The organism is Catellatospora sichuanensis (genome assembly GCF_007483665.1).
In the GTDB taxonomy this organism is placed as follows: Bacteria; Actinomycetota; Actinomycetes; order Mycobacteriales; family Micromonosporaceae; genus Catellatospora; species Catellatospora sichuanensis.
In genome coordinates, this window is the sequence record NZ_VIQO01000010.1 from 325758 (window position 1) to 343399 (window position 17642).

The following is a 17642-nucleotide window of genomic DNA, read 5'->3' on the forward strand; positions in this document are numbered from 1 at the left end:
CGCCCCGGGCCAGCGCGCTGCCGCCACCCGCGGGCGACCCGATCTCGCACGTGAACCGGAGGAGAGATGACGACACCGCACCGCCGGCGCACCGCACTCCTCGCCGGCACCATCGCCGCCGCCCTCGCCCTGGCGGTCGGCCTCACCACCGCCGCGTCCGCGGCCACCCTGTTCAGCGACGACTTCGAGGACGGCAACGCCACCGGCTGGAGCAGCTCGGGCGGCAGCTGGTCGGTCGTCGTCGACGGCACCCGCGCCTACCGCCAGAGCAGCACCAGCGCCGACGCGAAGTCCCTGTCCGGCACCGCCTCCTGGACCGACTACACGGTCTCGGCGCGGGTCAAGCCGATCGCGTTCGGCAACAACACCCGCGCGGCAGGCATCGCCGCCCGCGCCTCGAGCACGTCCAGCTTCTACTCGCTCGTCCTGGTCGGCGCGGGCCGCGCCGAGCTGCGCCGCACCAGCGGCGGCGGCGTGGCGGTGCTGGCCCAGGCGGCCACCACGGTCACCCCGGGCGCCTGGCACACCCTCGCCCTACAGGTCACCGGCAGCACGCTGCGCGGGTCCGTCAACGGCGTGCAACTGGTGACCGGCACCGACGCCACCTTCGGCACGGGCCGGATAGGCCTGCTCGGCTCGTATGCCAGCGCCGCCTTCGACGACGTGCAGGTCGTCACCGGCAGTGGTCCCGATCCGTCACCCTCGGCGCCCGCCTCACCATCGAGCGCACCGTCGCCGAGCCCCAGCACCAGCCCGCCGCCACCGCCCCCGGCGGGCCAGGCCGACGGGTACGCCTCCGTGAACTCCCTCGGCCAGAACGGCACGTACGGCGGCGCGGGCGGGCAGACCGTCACGGTGACCACCGCGGCGTTGCTGGCCGACTACGCGGGACGGGCGGAGCCGTACATCATCATGGTCTCCGGCCGGATCTCCGTCAGCGGCATGATCACCGTGGTGGCGAACAAGAGCATCATCGGCGTCGGCAGCACCGCCGAGATCACCGGCGGCGGGCTGCAGATGGGTTCGACCACCCGGCCCGGCAACAACGTCATCGTCCGCAACATCACCTTCCGGAACGCGTCCGACGACTCGGTCAGCGTGCACAACGCCTCACACCACGTGTGGATCGACCACAACGAGTTCTGGCCGGGCTTCGACGGCTCGGTCGACGTGAAGCGGCAGTCGAACTTCGTCACCGTGTCCTGGAACGTGTTCCACGGCACCGACAAGTCCATGCTGCTCGGGCACTCGGACACGTTCCCCGCAGACATCGGGCACCTGAAGGTGACCTACCACCACAACCTGTTCGACGGCTCGAACCAGCGGCACCCGCGGGTGCGGTTCGGTGAGCCGGTGCACGTGTACAACAACCACTACCGCAACGTCGGCCTGTACGGCGTCGCGTCCACCGAGAATGCGGGCGTGGTCGTGGAGGGCAACTACTTCGAGAACGTCGCGTTCCCGTGCCACTCGACGAACGGGTACGCCGACAGCGCGCCCGGCCGCCTGGTCCAGCGTGCCAACGCGTTCGTGAACTCGGGGCCCTGTGAGGCCAACGGGAGCGTGCCGGAGCCGGGGAGCTACTACCCGTACACCCTGCAGAGCGCCGCTGCCGTGCCCGCCGCGGTGACCGCGGGCGCGGGGGTCGGCCGGATCTGAGCAAGCACGACAGTGGGCGGGCACCGTGGCGGTGCCCGCCCACTGCCGTGTCCGCCGATCGATCGCGCCCTGGCGCAAGCCTGTCGTCCAGCCCGCCTGACCTGGTCTGGAGCCGGCCGGTGGGGTGCCGGGGACCGTCCTGTGCGGAATCCCGGCCCTTGGGCGTGCAACATCTGGAGTCCGGGCCGCGTGCATTCAGGTCGACCGGTTCAGCTACGGGGAGGACCTGCCGATGATCACATTCGAGGAGTACGTCCGATTACGCGGCGCGCGTCTGGTCGGCCTGGCGCGGCTGCTCGTCCACGACCGCCACCTGGCCGAGGACCTCGTGCAGGAGGTGCTGGGCCGCGCGTTCGCCCGCTGGAACAAGATCGTCAAGTTCGGCGAGCCGGACGCGTACGTGCGCCGGATGCTCGTCAACGCGCACATCAGCCGGCAGCGCCGCCGCTCGTCGAGCGAACTCGCGGTCGGCGACGTCGCCGACCGCGCCGACCGCACGGACGTCGGGGGTGCGGCGGTCGAACGCGACGCCGCCTGGCGGCTGCTGGCCGAGCTGCCGCCCAAGCAGCGCGCCACCCTGGTGCTGCGCTACTACGAGGACCTCGACGACGCCGCCATCGCCGAGATCCTGGACTGCTCGCCCAGCACCGTCCGCACCCAGGCGATGCGCGCCCTCGCCACCCTCCGCCGGCACCTGGACGTGCCGGCGGCCCTTGCCCGAGGAGGAGAACGGTGAACACCGACATCGACGAGACGATCCGCGCCGCGCTGCACGACCGTGCCGGCGGCGACGTGCACGTGGAAGGCCTGCTCGCCGGTGCCACCCGGCAGGGCAGGCGCCGGCGGCGCATCCATCACGCCATGGTCGCCGGTGGCACCGCCATGGCGGTGCTCGCCGTCGGCGGCGTGCTGTCAGCGCTGCCGTGGGGCGCCGGGGTGGCTCCTGGCGTGGACACCGCGACGCAGCCGAGTGCGCAGGTCACCGGACCGTCCGCGCCGTCGCCCGGTGGGCCGGGCGGCTCGCCGTCGGCGCAGCCGAGCGAAGTGGCGGCAGTCGGCGCCTTCCGGCCGCCGACCGCCGACGCGAAACCGCTGGCACAGGGCGGCCGGGTCGGCACCGGGCAGCTGCTGCACCTGGACGCCGCCGACCCGGCGGCGGTCAGGATGACCTGGTCGACCGGGCAGCGGCACGAGTCGCTGACGGTGGTCCGGATGAGCGCCGCGGCGACGTTCAGCCGGTACGAGGTGCTGGCGGCGGACACGGAGCAGGGCCTGGCGGCCGCGCGCCGGGGCGAAGCGCTGCCGCCACCCGTGTCCACCGATCAGGTCACCTTCGGCGGCAAGCCGGCGACACTGCGGCTGAGTGACCGGGTGCCCGGCAGGCAGTCGTCCGGATCGCTGACCTGGCAGCCCACCCCGGGCACCTGGGCGCAGGTCGTCGTGTACCTCGACGACCGGCCGCAGGCCGGACGGACCGAGGTGCTGGCGGTGGCCGGCCTGGTGCGCTTCGACCGGGTGTTCCGGTGCGTGGTGGGTTTCCGGCTGGCTTGGACGCCGTCCGGCACCCGGCTGACGGACTGCTCGTTCGAGGCGGTCGGCCGCCCGGGGCGGGTCGCGACGTACAGCGGGGTGCGCCTGGTCACCGGGAAGGCGTGGTGGTGGGTGAACAACCACGACCGTGCCGATCTGGACACCTCCGGCCCGTTCGTGGAGGTCGAGGGTCGCCGGATCCAGTCGGACAAGAACGCGGCCGGGTATGCGTACAGCGGCACGCAGGCGGCGTCGCTGAGCCCCGGCAAGCCCTCGATCAGTCAGGCCGACGCCAACCGGGTGATGGGCCACTTCGTCCCGGTCCCCGGCGACTTCCCGCAGGCCTGGGTCCAGGACCCACTGCACTGACCGACGCCTGCTCCGAGGCGGCGAAGAGTTGAGAAGGGCACCTTCTACAACGCATAGCGTTGTGAAGGTGCCCTTCCTTTCTCAGCTGACGGTGCAGGTGGCGCCGTTGAGTTTGAAGGCGGGCGGTTCGGGGTTGGTGGTCGTCCAGACGCCGTTGTAACCGATCTGGGTGGAGGCGTTCGGGGCCAGGTTGGCGTTCCAGGAGAGGTTGACGGCGGTGACGTTGAGGCCGCTCTGCGACCAGGTCGCACTGTGGCCGCTGCCGACCGCCTGGCCGGTGGCCGGGAAGGTGTAGGTCAGCGACCAGCCGTTGACCGCCGTGGTGCCGGTGTTCTTGATGGTGACCTTGGCGGTGAAGCCGCCGGGCCACTGGCTCTCGATGAGGTATGCCACGTCGCAGCCGGCGCCGCCGCCGGTGCCCGAGGTGGTGAACGTGACGGGCGAGGAAGCGGCGGACGTGTTGCCCGCGCCGTCGACCGCGACGACGTAGTAGGTGTACGAGGTCGAGGCGGTCAGGCCGGTGAGGGCGAAGGAGTTCGTGGTCGGTGAGCCGGTCAGCACGTCGGTCGTGCCCGCTTCGCGGTATACGCGGTAGCCCGCGAGTCCGCTGCCGCCGGTGTCGGTCGACGCGGTCCAGCTCAGCGTCGCGCCGGTCTGCGTGATCGACGAGGCCGTCGGGGTGCCCGGCTGCGTCGGCGCGGTGGTGTCGTTCGGCGGTGCGGTGGTGCTGAAGGTGACCGGCGCGGAGGCGGTCGAGGTGTTGCCCGCGCCGTCGACCGCGACGACGTAGTAGGTGTACGAGGTCGAGGCGGTCAGGCCGGTGAGGGTGACGGAGTTGCTCGTCGGTGAGCCGGTCAGCACGTCGGTCGTGCCTGCCTCGCGGTATACGCGGTATCCCGCGAGCCCGCTGCCGCCGGTGTCGGTCGACGCGGTCCAGCTCAGCGTCGCCGAGGTGGACGTGACCGCGGACGCGGCGGGGGTGCCGGGGGTGCTCGGCGCGACGGTGTCCGGGGTGCCGCCGCCGGGTGCCTCGCCCCAGACCCTGGTGGTCCCGTCGTACAGCGTGATCCTGCTGTTGCGGGCCATGGTTGCCTGGTAGGACCAGTCGTTGGCGGTGTCCCAGCTGCCCGAGCTGGTGATCCGGAACTGCACCTCGCGCCGCCAGTCGGACTGCCCGGCCGGGATGATGTTCTGCCCGGCGCAGGAGACCGTCACGTAGTAGACGTTGCCGCTGTGCTGGGTCGGCCCGGTCGGCGGCGAGCACTGGCTGTACGCCACCGACGTGCTGATCTGGCTCGGCGTGGTCGACCCGTCGAGGGTGAAGTAGTACCGGAACGAGCCGTTGCTCAGCGCCCGGGCCGGCCAGGCCGACTTGTTGTAGACCAGTGCCTTGACCTCGGTGAACGTGGTGCCGGTGGTGTTCAGCCCGGACTCGACGTACATCTCGGCGTCGTCCGGGGTCTCCGTCGGCGGGAAGCTCGCCAGCGGGGTGCCCCCGAACTCGCTGTACATGCGTACCAGGGCCGAGGTGAAGCCGCCGTTGTAGTCGGTGGCGACCTCGTTCATCTGGTAGTTCTGCCGGTCGTCGGTGTAGGCGTCGTTGGCCGAGCCGGGCCCGCCGACCAGCGCGCCGTAGAGCACGTGCCGGTTGTTCGTCGGGCTGGTCAGGCTGTCGGTCCAGGAGCCGTGCGCGGTGCGGTGGTGCGGGTTGCGCGGCGGGTTGGTCCCGAAGCCGTTGACGTAGCTGCGGTTGTTCGGGTTGTCGCCGAGAATGTAGTTGATCTGGCGGGCCGCGAAGTCGTGGTAGCGCGCCTTGCGGGTCGCATCGCTGATCCAGTCCGAGTACACGAACGCGACCCAGGCGGTGTTCGCCGAGTAGCGCAGCGAGCCCCACTGCTGCAGCCAGGCCTGGCCGCCGGGGGAGTAGGTGATGCGCTGGCCGTTGACGCCGACGGTCCAGTAGTCCAGCCACCGGTTGGCGTCGTCGACGTACTGCTGCTTGCCGGTGAGCTTGGCCAGCAGCACGTACGAGCCGTAGGTCTTGTCGTCCCAGTCGTGCGTCCACTTGTAGGAGTGGGTGCTCGACTGCGGCTCGGTGCCCAGGTTCGCGTAGTAGGACTCGGCCTTGCTCAGGTAGGCCGCCTCTCCGGTGGCCCGGTGCAGCCAGATCGCGCCCCAGACCAGCTCGTCGTTGAAGCCGCTCCACGAGTTGTAGTAGCTGCTCGCGTCGGTGATGCACTCGCTGTACTTGCGGCGCACCGTGTCGGCGAACGTGTACAGCTGGCGGGCGTGGCTGACCAGCGTGTTCGCGTACGTCGCGTCGGTGGGCCGGAAGACGATCGAGGCCGCGGCCATCGCGGCCGCCGTCTCCGCCGCGAGATCCGTGCCGCCGCAACTGGCATCGATCTTGTACGCGGGCCGCGCCATCTTCATCACCTCGGCCGGGCCCCACCACTGGTGGTCCGCGCCGCCGTTGCCGACCTGCCCGTAGAGCACGTTGGCCGACGGGTGCGCCTTGATGAAGTAGTCGTTGACGAAGCGCAGGTTGTTCAGCAGCGGCGTGAGCTGGCCGGATGCGGAGTAGGCGGCACGGTACTCGACCGCGCCCCAGGCCAGCATGGTCGCCGTGGCGGCCATCGGGAAACCGAACTTGACGTGGTCGCCCGCGTCGAACCAGCCGCCGGTGAGGTTCACGCCGACGTCGGAGCCGTCGTTCATGGCGGAGTTGCCGCGCCAGGAGACCCGGTTCCACGACGGCTTGGGCCCGGCTGCCTGCGCCTCGTAGAAGAACAGGGACTTCTGCAGCGCCTCGCCGTAGTTGTAGGGGCCTGCCGCCTGGGCGGGGGCGGCGGCCACGCCGACGGCCAGGGTGCTGAGGGTGAGCGCGCCGCAGGCTCCGGCGAACAACCGACGCCACCGGCCCGGAGGGCGGATGCCGTCACTGAGGGTAGGCACTAGGATTCTCCTGTCCGTGGAGCCGCGCGACGCGAGTCGCTGCGGTAGGGCACAGGTGGGGCGGATGTGGGCGCATCCGCCCCACCGCTATCGCAGTTCGCGGTGCGGTGGGTAAGTCAGGGCTTTCCTGTACGTTTCGGTCGACATCGATGGAAGCGCTCCCACCTCTGTCAAGCACGATTTAACCGCGCGGTTGCCTTCTTGTGAAGCCCCGATTTCGCGCGGGAAGCCTTACCTGGTCACGGCTCCGGTACTGGCGCGATGCGTGAGCATCGGCGGCAGCAGCGTGGTCGGCGGCACGGCCCGGTCGTCGAGTTTGCGCATCAGCAGCTCCACGGCCTGCCGGCCGACGTCCTCGGCCGGTATCTGCACCGAGCTCAGCGCGGGCGACGAGCGCTCCGCCAGCTCGTCCGGACAGATCGCGACGACGGAGACGTCCTCGGGCACCCGGCGGCCCAGCGCACGCAGCGAACTCAGCACGTGCGCCACCGCGGCCTCGTTGTGCACCACCAGGCCGGTCAGTCCCGGGTGGTGGGCGAGCAGCTGCCCGAGGGACTCCTGCACCGCCTCCGGGTGCTCCTCGAACGGCTGCGCGTACGCGGTCAGCCGCAGCCGCTTCGCGGCCTCCACGAACCCGTCCCGGGTGCGGTGCGCGAAGCCGGTGTCCCGGTCGTACACCACCCGCGGCGCGCCGAGCAGCGCGATCTCGCGGTGGCCCAGCGCGGCCAGATGTTCCACGCACACCGCGCCCGCGCGATGGAAATCCAGGTCGACGCAGGTCAACCCGGCCGAGTCGGCGGGCAGCCCGATCAGGACGCTGGGCCGCTCCAGCCGCCGCAGCGTCGGCACCCGCGGGTCGTGCATCTCCACGTCCATCAGCACCAGGCCGTCCACCATCGCGCCCGCGGCCACCCGGCGCAGCCCGGCCGGGCCCTCGTCGGCGGTCACCAGCAGCACGTCGTGGTGATACTGGCGGGCGCTGGTCACCACCGCGGTGGCGAACTGCATCAGCACCGGCAGGTGCATGCCCTGCCGCAGCGGTAGCACCAGCGCGATCACGCTGGACCGGTTGCTGGCCAGCGAGCGCGCGCCCGCGTGCGGGTGGAAGCCCAGCGCGCGGATGCTGGCGTGCACCCGGGCGCTGGTCGTGGCGGAGATGGCCCGCTTGCCGCTGAGCACGTACGACACCGTGCTGGTGGACACGCCCGCATGCCGTGCCACGTCGGCGATGGTCACCACGCTGTCGCGCTGGGACGCCCGCCGCGGACGGCTCCTCATCGGCGGCACCTCCCCACTCATGGCTGCTCCTCGCTGCGCTCGTCGCAACCATGAGGAACCGGCGACATGATTCGCTCGCTGCGCTCGCTCATGCGAACACGAGCTCGCTGACGATGATGCCCGGTGCGTCGTAGACCAGGTATAGGTCGGTCCGGCCGGATGTGCTCAGCGGGCAGCTGATCTTCTGGTACGCGTACCGTCCTTCGCCCGCGCCGACCGCCTCGGCCAGCACCTCGCCGTCGAGCGGGTCGTCGGCCACCAGCGCCACCCGGCCCGCGCCGCCCGCCACGGCGAAGACGACCTCGTCGCAGCCGGTCAGGTCGGTCGCGCCGAACGACAGCCAGGCACCCGCGTCGGTGGCCCGCACCGCGTCGCCGCGCTCCGGCGCGGTGTCGACCAGCACCACGCCGCAGCCCTCGTCATGGTCGGCCGCGCGCAGCAGACCGGGCAGGCGGCGGGCGCCGATGCGCTCGCCGCGCACGGTCAGCGTGGCGCAGCCGCGGATGTCGGTCGCCGAGCGGCCGACCATCACCTTGTGCCGGGCCGCCTCCACCACGGGCCGTCCCGTGGTCACGTCCCAGAAGGACAGGTCCGCGGCGGCCAGCTCGATGCTGACCAGCGTGCGCTCGCCCGGCTCGAGCCGGATCCGGCGGAACCCCCGCAGCCGCCGCAGCGGCTGCTTGACCCGCGAGCGCTGCTGGTGCGTGTAGAGCTGGACGACCTCCTCGCCCGCGCGCCCGCCGACGTTGGTCACCTCGACGGTCACGGTGACCGTGCCGTCGGCGTCGATCGCGTCGGTGTCCAGGCTGACCGCGCCGTACTCGAACTCGCCCCAGCTCAGGCCGTGCCCGAACGGGTACAGCGGGGTGCCGCGGTAGTACAGGTAGGTCGCGTCGCTGGTGATGATGTCGTAGTCGTAGAGGTCGGGCAGCTCGCAGTGGCTGCGGTACCAGGTCTGCGGCAGCCGCCCCGCGGGCTCGGCATCGCCGAACAGCACGTCGGCGAGCGCGTGGCCGAACTCCTGGCCGCCGTGGCTGCTCCACAGCACCGCGGGCAGGTGCACGTCGGCCCAGCTGATCGCATACGGGTAGCTGCTGGTCAGGACGAGGGCGGTGCGCGGGTTGGCGGCGTACACGGCGCGCAGCAGGGCCTCCTGCGCGGGCGGCAGGGACAGGTTCTCCCGGTCCTCGGTCTCGCGGCCGTTGACCAGCGGGTGGTTGCCCAGCACCACGACCACGGCGTCCGCCTCCGCCGCCACGGCGGCGGCCTGCTCAGGCCCGCTGCGGCGCACCTCGACCTGGAGCCGCGCGGCCTGCTCGAAGGTCGCGCCGACCGCGGCCACCCCGTCCTCGCCGACGGTCAGGTAACTGCGGCTCAGCTCGTGGTGCAGCGACAGCGTGCCGTCGGCCCGCTCGACCAGCCGGAACGTCTCGTGCACGTCCCACCCGTGCGGGCCGGGCGCGTCGGCGACCAGCAGGTTGTCGCGCACCGTCAGGTGCCGCCCGTTGGCCGCCGAGCGCAGCGCCAGCACGCTGGTGCCGTGGTGCCCGGCCGGGCCGGGGTGGCTGCCCCAGTCGAACACGTCGAAGCCGTGCGGGTCCGCGAACGCCCGCCGCACCGGCGCGGCAGGTGCCGGACTGTCCTGGCCCGGGTCGGCGTCCACGTCGGCGGCGTGCGCATCGTCCGCCCGGCCGTCGGCGGCGCGCGCCGCGCCACGCGCCGGGGCCGGGTCGGCGACCGCGAGATAGCCGCCGCCGACCAGGCGCAACGCGACGCGGTCCGCGCCCTCCGCGAAGGTCACCTGATCTGCGCCCAGCCGGGCGGCCAGGCCGTCGCGCGCGGTGACCTGGTAGGGCAGCGTGCCGCTGTACCAGTCGGCCATCAGCTGATCGCCCAGCGGCCCGACCACCGCGACCCGGCGCACCTGCGCGCGGTCGAAGGGCAGCAGTCGGCACTCCTGCTTGAGCAGCACGATGCTGCGGGTCGCGGCCTCGCGGGCCAGCGCCTGGTGCGCGGGGCAGTTCACGGTGTCGGGGTCGAGGCCGGTGAACGGGTTCGCCTCGGCCGGATCGAACTCGCCCAGCCGCATCCGGATCGTCAGCACCCGGCGCACTGCGGCGTCCACATCGGCCTCGTCGATCAGCCCGCGGTCGAGGGCCTCGGTTAGCCGTCCGATGGTGACGTGCGAGTTCGCGTCGGCGTCGGTGAAGCTGTCCACCCCCGCCTTCAGCGAGGCGGCGTGGCTGGTCGCATGGTCGGGGAAGTAGGCCTGCTGGGCGGGGTCGGCCAGGTTGCTCGGCGCGTACGCGTCCGAGACCACCAGCACCTCGTCGCCGGTCCAGGACCGCAGGTCGTCGTTCAGATGCGGGCTGACGTGCGCCGGACGGCCGTTGACCAGGTTGTACGACGCCATCACGGCGACCGCCGCGCCGCTTTCGATCGCCGGGCGGTACGCGGGCAGTTCGTATTCGTGCAGCACCCGTGGGCCGAGGTTGCTGGAGCTGACGCAGCGGTCGTTCTCGTTGTTGTAGCCGAGGAAGTGCTTCAGCGTCGGGGCGGTCTTCAGGTAGACGGGGTGGTCGCCGCGCAGTCCGCGCGCGTACGCCTCACCCATCAGCCCGGTCAGCCAGGCGTCCTCGCTGTAGCCCTCCTCGTTGCGGCCCCAGCGCGGGTCGCGCAGCGGGTTGACCACCGGCGCCCACACGTTGAGGCCCGCCCCGGACGGATCCTTGTGGTGGCTGGCCCGCACCTCGTCGCCGACCGCTGCGCCGACCCGGCGCACCAGGTCCGGGTCCCAGCTCGCGCCGAGGCCGACCGCCTGCGGGAACACTGTCGCCTCGCCGAGCCAGGCGAGCCCGTGCAGCGCCTCGGTGCCGGTGCGGAACCCGCCCACGGACAGCCGGGGCACGGGTGGCTGGTGCTGGTGCAGCAGCGCGATCTTCTCGGGGAGGGTGAGCCGGCCGAGGAGGTCGGCGACGCGGTCGGGGACGGGGGCGGAGGGGTCGCGGAAGTTCATCGCCGGGTTCCTTCGTCTGGGCGGACGGTCGGAATATGCGTCGTGGAGGCGGTGCGGGCGGAGCGGGCTGTCGAAGCGCTTCGACAGTGGATCGCGAAAGTTCCGGAGCCTGGTCCACAGTCGAAGCGCTTCGACGATCGTCTGAAAAAGACCCCGCCCGACATGTGTTTCTGCCTGATTTCGCAACGGAGTACGCCAGAGATTTACCGTGTCCCACCGGTCGTCGTCAAGGGAGCGTTCCCACGGCAGGTCCGCTCCGGTCCGCACGCGGGCGGCTCAGCAGCGCCGATGCCCGTCAGCGCGGAAGAAGTTCGCGGGGTTCGGCCGGGCGGTAGGCCAGCGCCTCGGCGGGGCGCAGCCGGTCGCGCAGCCGGGTCAGCGCGCGGCGCGCCGCGACGGTCCGGCGCGGCCCGTCGATGTGGGCGTAGTGCAGGTGGTGCACCCGACCCGGCCCTCCCCACCACGGCGAGCGGTCCTCGGACACCGGGTAGCCCAACTCTCGCAACCGTCCGCCCAGCTTCGCCTCGCACAGCGTGACCTGCCAGGGCTCCAGCCGGTCCCGCCAACTGCCGACCCGCTCGGTGGTCACCGGCTCGTGGGTGAGCCGGTGCCAGCTCTTGCGGCTGGGCACGGCGACCTCGGCCAGCCGCGCCGGTTCGGCCATCGCCGGGTCGTACTCCTCGCCCAGGAAAGCGCAGATCGCCCGCAGCTCCGGCTCCGGGTCGGCGACCAGGCGTTCGTAGCGCACCTCGTGGTAGGAGTGCTCGCCCAGGACGCGGCGCGCCCACGCGGAGGAGTCCATCGCCCGCGCCCAGTCGGAGATCGCGTGGCACACGTCCTTGCCCTGCTGCCAGGGTGTCTCGCCGAGGGAGGCGACGCAGTCGCGCCCGTCGCGCACGATGTTGACGATCTGTGCGTCGGGGAACAGGCGCAGCAGCGGGCCCAGGTTGTTCAGGTACGCCGGGCGCTTGTCCCCCCAGCGGGGCTTGTCGAAGCGGCGGGCGTACGCGCGGAACACGATGCCGAGTGCGGAGCCGAGCGTCGGCGGGCCGGTCACGATCTCCTCGATCACCGCGTCCGAGTTCAGGCCCAGGTCGCCGAAGGCGGTCTTCCCGCCGGTGATCCACTCGGCGAGGCCGCGGCGGTTGGCGGGCTCGCGCAGGTCGCCGAAGCTGGCCCGGTCGAGGTACGCGCCCAGCAGGAAACGCGTCTCCGGCGGGATCGCGATCCGCGGGTGCGCGTGCAGCATGAGCTGAAGCATCGTGGTGCCCGAGCGCGGGCAGCCCACGACGAACACCGGCCGGTCACTGCCCACGAGTGGCTCCGTCCATAAAGGGTGGATTATCCGCAATACACCCTTATTAACGACCCGTGAACGACCCACGATGCGCGGCCCGCACGCCGCGCCGGCCCTGCACGCCGCGCCACCGCCCTTGATCGCCCGACTTGCCAGGCAGATGTGCGTATCTTGGGCCCACTTTCGCCCATGTGCCTGGCAAGTCGAGTGACCTTGGTGCGGAATGCGCCCGGCTGGGTCAGAGGCGGGGGAGGCGGCCCGCGTCGACGTGGTCGAGGACGGTGGCGGCGCCGCCGGTGGCGGCCGCGCCGTGGTCGAGGATGGACGCGACGACCTGCGCGCCGCCCTCCTCGGGGCCGATGCGGCGGGCGCGGAGTTCGGCCTCGACGGGTGGGAGCAGCCAGGGTGCGAGGGGCACGAAGTAGCCGCCGAGCACCACGACCTCGGGGTCGAGCAGGTTGGCCAGGATGGAGACGCCCTGGCCGAGGGCGCGGCCGACCTCCTCCAGCGCGTGCAGGGCCGCGGGGTCGTTGCTCCGCGCGCGGCGTACCACCTCGTCGACCTCGGGTTGCAGGTCGGTGATGTCGCCGTCGCCGGCCACCTCGGGCAGCACCCGCGCGATGATCGCGGTGATGCCCGCGATCGCCTCCAGGCAGCCGCGGCGGCCGCAGGCGCACGGCGGGCCCTGCGGGTCGATGGTGATGTGCCCGATCTCGCCGGGGAAGCCGCGATGGCCGCGCAGCGGCCGGCCGTCGCTGATGATGCCCGCGCCGATGCCGACCTCGCCGGTCAGGTAGATCAGGTTCTGCGAGCCGGCGAACGCGCCGTAGCGGGACTCGGCCAGCACCGCCAGGTTCGCGTCGTTGTCCACGGCGACCGGGAAGCCCGGCTCGCCGAGCGCGCGGTTGACGATGTCGCGCAGGTTGACGTCGCGCCAGCCCAGGTTGGGGGCCATGATGACGACGCCGTCGGGGGAGACCAGGCCGGGCACGCCGACGGTCAGCCCGAGCACCCGGCGGTCCTCCTTGAGCACCCGGTTCACCGCGCGCCGGCCTAGTGCCGCGATCGCGGTCGCGGCCTGCGCGGGGCTGGACGCGAGCCCGGCGAACGAGCGCCGCCAGGACAGCACCTGCTGCCCGGCCAGGTCGATGGCGACCGCGGTGAGGTAGTCGGCGTTAACCTCGATCCCGATCGCGGCGTACGGCGAGCCGTCGAGCACGAGCATGGTCGCCGGGCGGCCGATCCGGTGCTCGGTGAGTCCGGTCTCGCGCAGCAGCCGACGTTCGATCAGGTCGGCGACGAGGCTGGACACGGTGGCTTTGTTGAGCCCGGTGGCGGCGGCGATCTCCGCGCGGGAGCATGGCGCGTGCCCGCGCACGTAGCGCAGCACGACAGCCAGGTTCGTGGCCCTGACATCGGCGAAGTCCGCCGGTTGAGGGCCGCGCTGCATGGTGATCACCGTCTGCCCTCCGGTGTGGCTGCACTGGTCGCACCATCATGCCGTATGGAGCCGTCGGTGAGCATCGCCGTGGACCTAGGCATGGGAACGCTCCCTTGTGGTCACCGTGAGCTTCGGCTAGTTTGTTTAGTCGGAAGACGAACTAACTGTATCGCGCAATCGCTCCACAGACACCCCTTTCCCGATCCTGAGCTTGACAAATGACGAAGGGAGCACGCCGTGGACAACCCCCTCGCGGGCGCGGCGGCGAACCGCCGATCGTTCCTGAGCCTGGTAGGCCTGGGCGCGATCGCCGTCGCAGGCAGTGGCGCACTCGCCGCCTGCGGTGAGAAGGCGGCGGACACGGGCACGACGCAGCAGCTCGACAAACTGCAGGCGGTCCTGCCCAAGTACCAGCCGCTGGAACTGGTGCAGCCGGACATCAAGGGCGTCTCGCCGGTCGCCAACGGCTTCACCAAGTACCCGTCCGCGCTGGTCGACGCGATCACCGAGAAGCCCGGCCGGGGCAGCACCATCACCACCATGACCCCGTTCTGGGGCCAGGTGCCGGCCGGTCCGGGCCAGAACGCCTACCTCGACGCGATCAACGCGGAGCTGGGCTCCGTGGTCACCCCGGGCGTCCAGGACGGCAACACCTACGCCGACAAGCTGAACGCGATCCTGCCCGCCCGGGACATCCCGGACGTGCTCTGCATCCCGGGCTGGGAGATCAGCAAGATCCCCAACTTCTCGGAGGCCGCCAAGGCGCTGTTCGAGGACCTCACCGACCACCTCGCCGGGGACAAGGTCAAGCCGTACCAGATGCTGGCCAGCCTGCCGACCGGTGCCTGGGGCAACGCCGTCTGGAACGAGCGGCTGATGGCGGTGCCGTGGCCGACCGACGGCCCCTACCCGTGGGCGCTGTTCCACCGCAAGGACCTCGTGGACGCCGCCGGCGTCGCGATCCCCAAGACCGCCGACGAGCTCTACGACTTCGGCAAGAAGATGACCAACCCCGGCAAGGGTGTGTGGGCGTTCAACGACATCCAGGCCATGGTCGAGATGATCTTCCGGGTGCCGAACTCCAAGGACGGCTGGGGCTACAAGAACGGCAAGGTCCAGTTCAAGTACGAGACCGACGAGTTCAAGGCCGCGCTGGAGTTCCTGGCCAAGGTGTACAAGGACGGCCTGATCCACCCGGAGGTCGTGGCCAGCAAGGGCGCGGACGCGAAGCTGCTCTTCTCCGGTGGCAAGATCGCGATGATCCAGGACGGCGTGGGCGCCTGGCTCGGCATGCAGGCCGAGCAGCAGAAGGTCACCGCCGGCTTCAACATGCAGCCGGTGCCGTTCTTCGCCGCCGACGGTGGCGCGCCGCTGGTGTGGTCCGCGATCGACCCGGTCTTCTACACCTTCGTGAAGAAGGGCCTGGGCAAGGAGAAGACCGAGGAGATCCTGCGCGTCCTCAACTTCGTCGCCGCGCCGCTGGGCACCAAGGAGTTCGAGCTCATCGAGTACGGCGTCGAGGGCAAGCACTTCACCAAGGGCGCCGACGGCTGGCCGGCCGGCACCGACCTGCAGGGCAAGGAGAAGGCGGACCAGTTCCGCTTCCTGGCCGGCACCGCTCCCACGATCAAGTACGACGCACGGGTTCCCAACTACGTGACCGATCTGATCAACTGGGGGAACGCCGCGGTCAAGCACCTCGAGGTCGACCCGTGGCTGGGGATGAAGCTCGAGATGCCGGCGGAGTACGTGAAGGTCAAGCAGCCCACCGAGGACAAGTTCAAGGACATCGCCCGCGGGCGTCGTCCGCTGTCCGACCTGGATGCGGTGCTCAAGGAGTGGCGTGACGGGGGCGGCGAGGCCGGCCGTGCGCACATGGCGAAGGCGCTGAGCGACGCCGGCCGATGAACAGGGAGTCGCTGTGAAAGGCACCACCGACGCCGGTGGGCAGTCGTCGGCGGTCCGTCTTCAGGACGGACCGCCGGGACAGCCCGCCGGCACAGTGGCCGGGTCTTCGGCGGCCCGGCCACTTCCCACGCCCGCGACCGGCGCGCCGACCGGCCGGCGGCGGGCCTCGTTCGCCGCGCGCTGGCGCAGGGACTGGCCGTTGCTGCTGATGGCCCTGCCCGCCGTGCTGCTGCTGCTGGTCTTCCACTACCTGCCCACGGTGGGCAACGTGGTGGCGTTCAAGGACTACGACCAGTGGTCGGGCGACACCGCGATCGAAGCGATCGTGAACAGCCCCTGGATCGGCTTCACCAACTTCGCGGAACTGTTCGCGGACTCCCAGTTCTGGGACGCGCTGCGCAACACCCTGCTCATCACCACGTTCCAGCTGGTGTTCTTCTTCCCGCTGCCGATCGCGCTGGCCATCCTGCTCAACAGCGTGGTGTCGAGCCGACTGCGCGGCTTCATCCAGACAGTGGTCTACCTGCCGCACTTCTTCAGCTGGGTGCTGGTCGTCACGTTCTTCCTGCAGATGCTCGGCGGCTCGGGCCTGCTGGCCCAGGTGCTGCGGGACAACGGGCTCGAACCGTGGAACATCATGACCAATTCGGACACCTTCATTCTGCTGGTGAGCTCGGAGTCGCTGTGGAAGGACGTCGGCTGGGGCACCATCATCTTCCTCGCCGCGCTGACCGCGATCGACCAGAACCTGTACGAGGCGGCCGCCTCCGACGGAGCCAACCGGTGGCGGCGGCTGTGGCACGTCACCCTGCCCGGCCTGCGCCCGGTCGTGGTACTGCTGCTCATCCTGCAACTGGGCAACGCGCTGTCGGTCGGCTTCGAACAGTTCATCCTGCAGCGTGACGCGGTCGGCCGACAGGCCGCCGAGGTGCTCGACACCTACGTCTACTACCTCGGCCTGCTCACCCAGGACTACGGGGTCGGCGCGGCGGCCGGGCTGTTCAAGGCCGTGATCGGCCTGATCCTGATCCTGGTCGCGAACCGGGTGGCCCGCCGCTTCGGCGAGGAGGGGGTGTTCGTCCGCTCATGAGCGAACGCAGCGAGCGAATCGTTCGGTCTGGCACCCATGCCGCCGACGAGCGCAGCGAGGAGAAGGCATGACCACCGTGACCCCTGCCATGCGCGCCCGCCGTCGGCGCGCCCAGCGGCCGCCCTGGGAGGAGCCCCCCACGGTTCCCGGGCGGCTCGGCAAGGGCCTGCTGCTGACCGCGGTGGTGCTGGCGGTGCTGATCCCGATGTGGTCGGTGATCGTGACCAGCTTCTCGTCGAAGCAGGCGATCGCCGACGCGGGCGGCATGGTCTTCCTGCCGCGCGACTTCGACATCTCCGCATACGTGCTGATCTTCACCCGGGGCGAGGTGTCGTCGGCGATCTGGAACAGCGTGTTCGTCACCGTCGTAGGCACCACGCTCAGCCTGGTCTGCACCGTGCTCGCCGCGTACGGCCTGTCCCGCCCCGGCAGCCTCTGGCACCGCCCCTTGCTGATGTTCTTCCTGATCACGTTCCTGATCGGGCCCGGACTGGTGCCCACCTACGTGGTGGTGACCAGCCTCGGGCTCAAGGACTCGCACTGGGCGCTGATCCTGCCCGCCGCGGTCAACGCGTTCAACCTGATGGTGGTACGCCAGTTCTTCATGGGCATCCCCGCGGAACTGCTCGACAGCGCCCGCATCGACGGCGCGGGCGAGTGGACCATCCTCGCCCGGATCGTGCTGCCGCTGTCCAAGGCCGTCGTGGCCGTGGTGGGCCTGTTCTACGCGGTCGGCTACTGGAACATCTACTTCAACGCGGTCCTCTACCTCAACGACGCCGAGGACCGAGTGGTGCAGCAGGTGTTGCAGGCGTACATCATCGCCGGCCAGAGCCCCGCAGGCATCGGCTCCCCGCCCGCCCTGGGCTTCAACGCCCCACCCAGCCTCGCCGTCAAAATGGCCGTCGTCGTCGTGGTCCTCATCCCCGTGGTCGCCGTCTACCCCTTCATCCAGCGCCACTTCACCAAGGGCGTCATCACTGGCGCCCTCAAAGGCTGATCGCCGCGGCCCTCCCTTCGCCGCGGCGATCTCCACCCCACCCCACCCCCACCCCACCCCCCACCGCGACGATCTTGCGCGAACTGTGGGTACGACACG

General features: G+C 71.1%; 11 protein-coding genes. 6 read left to right on the forward strand and 5 right to left on the reverse strand.

Translation table 11 applies throughout. The features are described from left to right. Positions 1-66: 66 nt before the first annotated feature. The 3 genes from FLL47_RS21455 to FLL47_RS21465 all read left to right on the forward strand — a co-directional run bounded on the left by FLL47_RS21455 (position 67) and on the right by FLL47_RS21465 (position 3558). Entirely contained in the window at positions 67-1659 is a 1593-nt protein-coding gene (locus tag FLL47_RS21455; RefSeq protein ID WP_144122310.1) for a pectate lyase family protein, read from the forward strand. A 235-nt stretch (positions 1660-1894) separates the two neighbouring features. After that, positions 1895-2395 carry a SigE family RNA polymerase sigma factor gene (locus FLL47_RS21460; RefSeq protein WP_144122395.1) on the forward strand — a complete coding sequence of 167 codons (501 nt, stop codon included), beginning with the start codon at positions 1895-1897 and terminating at the stop codon, positions 2393-2395. Next, positions 2392-3558: a hypothetical protein gene (locus tag FLL47_RS21465; protein ID WP_144122311.1), complete on the forward strand. Its 1167-nt coding sequence runs from the start codon at positions 2392-2394 to the stop codon at positions 3556-3558. Before FLL47_RS21460 ends, FLL47_RS21465 begins: the two co-directional genes overlap by 4 nt. An 81-nt stretch (positions 3559-3639) precedes the next feature. Here FLL47_RS21465 and FLL47_RS21470 read toward each other — a convergent pair whose 3' ends face one another. The 5 genes from FLL47_RS21470 to FLL47_RS21490 form a co-directional block, all read right to left on the reverse strand. Beyond that, entirely contained in the window at positions 3640-6513 is a 2874-nt protein-coding gene (locus FLL47_RS21470) for a glycoside hydrolase family 9 protein (RefSeq protein ID WP_222106128.1), read from the reverse strand. A gap of 231 nt (positions 6514-6744) precedes the next feature. Further along, positions 6745-7812 carry a LacI family DNA-binding transcriptional regulator gene (locus tag FLL47_RS21475; RefSeq protein ID WP_246158359.1) on the reverse strand — a complete coding sequence of 356 codons (1068 nt, stop codon included), beginning with the start codon at positions 7810-7812 and terminating at the stop codon, positions 6745-6747. Positions 7813-7879: 67 nt separating this feature from the next. After that, positions 7880-10807 (reverse strand): glycoside hydrolase family 3 protein, encoded by a 2928-nt coding sequence (locus FLL47_RS21480; RefSeq protein WP_144122314.1) that lies wholly within the window; start codon positions 10805-10807, stop codon positions 7880-7882. 295 nt (positions 10808-11102) lie between these two features. Continuing rightward, the gene (locus tag FLL47_RS21485) at positions 11103-12122 is read right to left on the reverse strand and encodes a sulfotransferase family protein (RefSeq protein WP_144122315.1); all 1020 of its coding nucleotides are present in this window, start codon (positions 12120-12122) and stop codon (positions 11103-11105) included. 220 nt (positions 12123-12342) lie between these two features. Continuing rightward, positions 12343-13554 carry an ROK family transcriptional regulator gene (locus tag FLL47_RS21490; RefSeq protein ID WP_144122316.1) on the reverse strand — a complete coding sequence of 404 codons (1212 nt, stop codon included), beginning with the start codon at positions 13552-13554 and terminating at the stop codon, positions 12343-12345. Between the two features lie 228 nt (positions 13555-13782). Between FLL47_RS21490 and FLL47_RS21495 the strand changes: the two genes are divergently transcribed. From FLL47_RS21495 to FLL47_RS21505, 3 genes are all read left to right on the forward strand, one after another. Beyond that, positions 13783-15453: an extracellular solute-binding protein gene (locus FLL47_RS21495; RefSeq protein ID WP_144122317.1), complete on the forward strand. Its 1671-nt coding sequence runs from the start codon at positions 13783-13785 to the stop codon at positions 15451-15453. Between the two features lie 13 nt (positions 15454-15466). After that, positions 15467-16543, forward strand: a complete 1077-nt coding sequence (locus tag FLL47_RS21500; protein WP_246158361.1) for an ABC transporter permease — start codon at positions 15467-15469, stop codon at positions 16541-16543. 67 nt (positions 16544-16610) lie between these two features. Continuing rightward, positions 16611-17543, forward strand: a complete 933-nt coding sequence (locus tag FLL47_RS21505; protein ID WP_144122318.1) for a carbohydrate ABC transporter permease — start codon at positions 16611-16613, stop codon at positions 17541-17543. Positions 17544-17642 lie beyond the last annotated feature (99 nt).